The organism is Microbacterium sp. C448 (genome assembly GCF_000582705.2).
GTDB lineage: Bacteria > Actinomycetota > Actinomycetes > Actinomycetales > Microbacteriaceae > Microbacterium > Microbacterium lacus_A.
Window position 1 is genome coordinate 1 of sequence record NZ_HG779704.1, and the last position, 5,555, is coordinate 5,555.

The following is a 5,555-nucleotide window of genomic DNA, read 5'->3' on the forward strand; positions in this document are numbered from 1 at the left end:
CCCACTTCGTGGCGGGCGTCGGCACCGGCGGCACGATCACCGGCACGGGCCGCTACCTGCGCGAGGTCTCGGACGGCACCACCCGGATCATCGGTGTCGACCCCATCGGCTCCATCTACTCCAGCTCAGACATCCACGGTTACAAGGTCGAGGGCGTCGGCGAAGACTTCTGGCCCGAAACGTTCGATCCTTCCGTCGTGCACGAGTGGCAGCGCGTCTCGGACGCCGACTCGTTCGCGATGACCCGCCGCCTCGCGCGGGAAGAAGGATTGCTCGTCGGCGGATCGAGCGGGATGGCGGTGGTCGGCGCACTGAGCACGGCCCGCGAACTCGGACCCGACGACGTCGTCGTCGTGCTCCTGCCCGATCACGGCCGCGGGTACCTCGGCAAGATCTTCGACGACGGCTGGATGACCGACAACGGCTTCTCGGTGGAACCAGCGGTCGATCCAGCGGTCGATCCACCCCAGGCATCCGCCGCATCCGCAACGAACACCGCAGACAACGCCGCAGGAGGCATCCGATGAGCACGTCAGATTTCGCGGGTTTCGACAGCCTCGCCATCCACGCCGGCCAAGAGTTCGATCCCGCCACGGGCGCCGTCATCCCGCCGGTGCACTTCTCGACCACTTACGCGCAGGACGGCATCGGCGGACTCCGCGGTGGCTACGAATACGGCCGCAGCGGTAACCCGACGCGCACGGCGCTCGAAACCCAGCTCGCCGCGATTGAGGGCGGACAGCACGGTCTGTCGTTCGCATCCGGACTCGCCGCCGAAGACGCTCTGCTGCGCTCCGTCCTGAAGCCCGGCGACGAGGTGTTGCTCGGCAACGACGTCTACGGCGGCACCTACCGCCTGATCGCCCGCGTGCTCGCGCCGTGGGGCGTAGGGCTGCGGGTCGTCGACATGAGTGACCTCGACCAGGTCGCCGCAGCCCTCGAAGAACGCCCCGCGCGGATGGTCTGGGTCGAGACCCCGAGCAACCCGCTTCTGCGCATCACCGACATCGCCGGCCTCGCGCGCCTCGGGCACGCCGCCGGTGCGGTCGTCGTCGTCGACAACACGTTCGCGTCGCCCGCACTGCAGCGGCCGCTCTCGCTCGGTGCCGACGTCGTCGTGCACTCCACCACGAAGTACCTCGGCGGGCACTCGGATGTCGTGGGTGGCGCGCTCGTGATGAACGACGACGCTCTCGCCGAGCAGGCACGCTTTCTGCAGTTCGCGGCCGGTGCGGTCTCGGGACCCCTCGACGCCTGGCTCACGACCCGCGGGATCAAGACGCTTGGCGTGCGGATGCAGCGGCACAGTGAGAACGGTGACGCCGTGGCACGCTTCCTCGACGCCCACCCCGGCGTTGCCCGCGTCTACTACCCGGGCCTGGAATCCCACCCCGGGCACGAGCTGGCGGCAGCACAGATGTCGGCGTTCGGCGGCATCGTCTCGCTGGCGCTGCCGGATGCCGCGACCGCCCGCCGTTTCGCCGAATCCACGCGCCTGTTCACGCTGGCCGAGTCGCTCGGTGGAGTCGAATCGCTGCTGAACTATCCAGATGCGATGACCCACGCATCCGTCCGTGGCACCGAACTCGCCGTGCCCGAAGAGGTCGTGCGTCTGTCGGTCGGCATCGAGAGCCGCGACGACCTGCTGGCCGACCTCGAGCAGGCGCTCGCGGCGGCGGGATGATCAGGATGTCTGACGGCACGAGCGACGGCGTGCCCGGCAGCCTGCCCGACGCCGTGAATCACAGCGTGCTCGACCAGCGCTACGGCGGCGCAGCCCCCGCATCCATCGCTTCCGCCAACGACGTCATAGCCCTGCTGCAGCGACACCGTTCGGTGCGGAGCTTCACGGATGAGGGGATCGACGACGACACCGTCACCCTCATCGTGTCGGCCGCGCAGTCCGCGGCGACGAGCTCGAACATGCAGGCGTGGTCGGTCATCGAAGTCCGCGATCCCGAACACAAGGCCGCGATCTCGGTGCTGGCAGGCGACCAGGCGTTCATCCGCCGAGCACCGGTCTTCTTGATCTTCGTCGCCGACTGGTCGCGGCACCGCGGTGTCGCCGAGCATCGCGGAGAGACGGCGGAGGGCGTCGAGTACATCGAGAGCACGCTCGTCGGATTCATCGACGCGGCCCTGGCTGCGCAGAACGCGACCATCGCGGCGGAGTCGCTCGGACTCGGCGCGGTCTACGTCGGCGCCGTGCGGAACCGACCCGAAGAACTGGCAGATCTGCTCGAGCTGCCACCGAGCGCATTCCCCGTGATGGGGATCGCGCTCGGGCATCCCGATCCCGCAGACCGAGCAGGCATCAAGCCGCGATTGCCGCAGGACGTCGTGCGTCACCGCGAGACGTATCGACCGGCGCCCGACGCGGCGATCGTGGCCTACGACGACGCGGTCCGCACGTACTACGCGGGCCAGGGCATGTCGCACGGATGGATCGGCACGATTCTCGGGCGCATCCGCAGCGCCGCGACCCTGCGCGGTCGAGAGAAGCTCCGCTCGGCGCTGGAGCGTCGCGGACTGCCCTCGAAGTAGACACGCATCCGACGCGCGATTCAGCCGGCGCGCGAATCAGCTCACATACTCGTCTGCAACGTCGAGCGCCCCGTCGATGATGTCGAGTCCACGGTTCAGGTCCGCCTCCGAGATCACGAGCGGCGGCGCCACGTGCATGCGGTTGAAGTGCGTGAACGGCCAGAGCCCTGCGCTCTTGCACGCGGCGGCGAGGGCACCCATCGGTGCAGCATCCGTCCCGCTCGCGTTGAACGGCACGAGCGGCTCGCGCGTCGCAGGGTCCTTCACGAGCTCGATCGCCCAGAACAAACCGAGCCCGCGCACCTCGCCCACCGACGGGTGCCGGTCGGCGATGGCGCGCAGCCGCGGTCCGACGACACGCTCGCCGAGGTCTCGGACGCGCTCGAGGATCCCGTCGCGCTCGAAGACCTCGAATGTCGCGACGCCCGCGGCGCAGGCCAGCGGATGCCCCGAGTAGGTCAGTCCGCCGGGGAACGCCACGGTGTCGAAGTGCTTCGCGATGCGGTCCGAGATCACGACGCCGCCGAGCGGGACGTAGCCCGAATTGATCCCCTTGGCGAAGGTGATGAGGTCGGGCACGACGTCGAACGCCTGGAACGCGAACCACTCGCCGACCCGACCGAAGCCGACCATCACCTCGTCGGCGATCAAGACGATGTCGTACCTATCGCACAGCGCCCGCACGCCCGCGAGGTACCCCGGGGGCGGGATGAGCACGCCGTTGGTGCCGACGACCGTCTCGAGGATGATCGCCCCGATCGTCGATGCGCCCTCGAGAACGATCACCTGCTCGAGGTGCTCGAGCGCGCGCTGCGATTCCTCCTCGGGCGACGAGGAATGGAACGGCGAGCGATAGGCGTAGGGGCCGAAGAAGTGCGCCACCGATCCATCCGCCGGCTCGTTCGCCCAGCGGCGCGGGTCTCCGGTCAGCGTGATGGCGGTCGAGGTGTTGCCGTGGTAGCTGCGATACATCGACAGCACCTTGCGCTTGCCCGTGACCAGGCGCGCCATCCGCACGGCGTTCTCGTTCGCGTCGGCACCGCCGTTGGTAAAGAACACCTTGTTCATGCCGTCGGGCGCGACCTCGGCGATCCGGCGCGCCAGGTCGCCGCGCACGTCGTTCGCCATCGAGGGCTGGATCGTCGCGAGACGCCCCGCCTGCTCCTGGATCGCCGCGACGAGATCCGGATGCTGGTGGCCGAGGTTGAGGTTGACCAACTGCGACGAGAAGTCGAGATAGCTGTTGCCCGCGTAGTCCCAGAAAGTGGCGCCCGACCCGCCCGCGACCGGGAGGGGGTCGATCAGCGCCTGGGCGCTCCAGGAGTGAAAGACGTGGCCGCGGTCATCCGCGCGGACGCGGGCATCGGCAGCGGGGTCGGGGGTAGCGGTCATGGTGTTCCTGTCGGGTCGGGCTGGGGGAGGAAGTCAGGGAGCGACGAGGACTTTGCGGAGGGTGTCGCGAACCGTCCAGATCGTGCTCATGCCGTCTTCGAGACGGACGACGACGCCGGGGCGCAGCTCGATCGGCGCCAGCGCGGGCTCGATGAACTCCAGGGTGGCGTCGCCGGCCAACACCACGAACACCTCATCGGCCTCGATATCGCGCGAGACGCCGACCGTGTGCTCCCACACTCCGACCTCGCGCTCGGCCGTGGTGTCGAGGGCCAGGTAGCGCGTAGCGGGAGTGCCCGTGATGACCTTCGCCGCGTCGAGGAGGTCGAAGGCAACAGGCAGCAGCGAGGCATCCGTCGCCGTTCCCGCGGCGAGCCGCCCGGAATCGCGCGCCTCCGTCACGAGTCGAATCCCAGACCGAGCGCGTCGAGGGTTCTCAGCAGCACGTTGCGGCGGCCTTCGTTGTGGTCCGCACGGTCGAGCGACCAACGCGTCATGTTGATGCCGATCGCCGCGGCGGGCTCGGGTGGGAACGGCAGGGGGCGCTTTTGCACCATGTCGAGGCGCGTCCGTTCGGTGTCGGCGCCCTCCAGAAGGTCGAGCATGACCTCGCCGGCGAAGCGCGATGCCCCCACGCCCAGCCCCGTGAACCCCGCCGCGTAGGCGATCCGTCCCTCGCGGGCCGTCCCGTAGAAGGCGCAGAACTGGGTCGACGTGTCGATCGCGCCCGCCCACTTGTGGCTGAACTTCAGACCATCCAGCTGCGGGAATGTCGTGAAGAAGTGGCTGGCGAGGGTCTCGTAGCTCGTCGGCCGGTTCTCGTACGCCGGGCGAACCGCTCGGCCGTAGTGATAGACGGCGTCATAGCCGCCGAACAGGATGCGGTTGTCGGCGCTCAGCCGGTAGTAGTGGAACTGGTTCGCGAGGTCGCTGAGCCCTTGGCGGTCACCCCACCCGATGGCGGCCAACTGCTCGGTCGTCAGCGGCTCGGTCATGAGCACGTAGTCATAGACCGGCACGGTCATCAGCCGATTGCGCTTCAGGAGCGCGGGGAACACGTTCGTCCCGAGCACGATCCGGGGTGCGCTGATAGCTCCCGAAGCGGTGATGAGGCGGACGTTGCCGTCGGCATCCGCGTCGTCGATCCGCTTCACGAGCGAGTTCTCGAAGATCTCGATGCCCTGCTCGCTCGCGACGCGCGCGAGTTCGGACGCAAGCTTGCCGGGATGAACCAGCGCGGTCGAGTGCTTCTCCCACACACCGCCGAGGTACGTCGGGGAGTTGACGGATGCGCGGACCTGCGCCTCGTTCAGCCGTACGACGTGTTCACCCTCACCCCGCGAGGCGGCATCGACGACCCAGTCGTCCAGCCAGTCGAGCTGGTGCTCTTCGACCGCTACGCCCATCGAGCCGACCCGTTCGAATTCGGCGTCGACTCCCCATTCTTCGAGGTCGGATCCGATCGCATCGAGGTTCGCGAGTCCCAGGCGTTCGAGTTCGTCGAGCTGGTCGGGCCAGCGTGCGAGCCCGTTCTCGCGGCCGTGCGTCAGGCTCGCCTCGCAGAACCCCCCGTTGCGGCCCGAGGCGGCCCATCCGATTTTGCGCGCTTCGAGCAGGGC

At 68.6% G+C, this 5,555-nt stretch carries 6 protein-coding genes; 3 read left to right on the plus strand and 3 right to left on the minus strand.

The features are described 5' to 3' along the window. From MIC448_RS10375 to MIC448_RS10385, 3 genes are all read left to right on the plus strand, one after another. Nucleotides 1-527 (plus strand): pyridoxal-phosphate dependent enzyme (locus MIC448_RS10375; protein WP_144238033.1); only part of this gene is annotated, 527 nt, incomplete at its 5' end. Further along, complete coding sequence (locus MIC448_RS10380) at nucleotides 524-1,684, plus strand: cystathionine gamma-synthase (protein WP_036299209.1); 1,161 nt, start codon at nucleotides 524-526, stop codon at nucleotides 1,682-1,684. The genes MIC448_RS10375 and MIC448_RS10380, both read left to right, overlap by 4 nt. Nucleotides 1,685-1,689: 5 nt before the next feature. After that, the gene (locus MIC448_RS10385) at nucleotides 1,690-2,544 is read left to right on the plus strand and encodes an NADPH-dependent oxidoreductase (RefSeq protein ID WP_081766341.1); all 855 of its coding nucleotides are present in this window, start codon (nucleotides 1,690-1,692) and stop codon (nucleotides 2,542-2,544) included. A gap of 36 nt (nucleotides 2,545-2,580) precedes the next feature. Here the strand turns inward: MIC448_RS10385 and MIC448_RS10390 are convergent, their stop codons facing one another. The 3 genes from MIC448_RS10390 to MIC448_RS10400 form a co-directional block, all read right to left on the minus strand. Continuing rightward, the gene (locus MIC448_RS10390; protein ID WP_036299211.1) at nucleotides 2,581-3,936 is read right to left on the minus strand and encodes an aspartate aminotransferase family protein; all 1,356 of its coding nucleotides are present in this window, start codon (nucleotides 3,934-3,936) and stop codon (nucleotides 2,581-2,583) included. A 33-nt stretch (nucleotides 3,937-3,969) separates the two neighbouring features. After that, on the minus strand, nucleotides 3,970-4,338 hold the full coding sequence (locus MIC448_RS10395) for a cupin domain-containing protein (RefSeq protein ID WP_036299213.1): 369 nt from the start codon (nucleotides 4,336-4,338) through the stop codon (nucleotides 3,970-3,972). After that, on the minus strand, nucleotides 4,335-5,555 hold a 1,221-nt coding region (locus MIC448_RS10400; RefSeq protein WP_036299215.1), incomplete at its 5' end, for an FAD-binding oxidoreductase. The genes MIC448_RS10395 and MIC448_RS10400, both read right to left, overlap by 4 nt.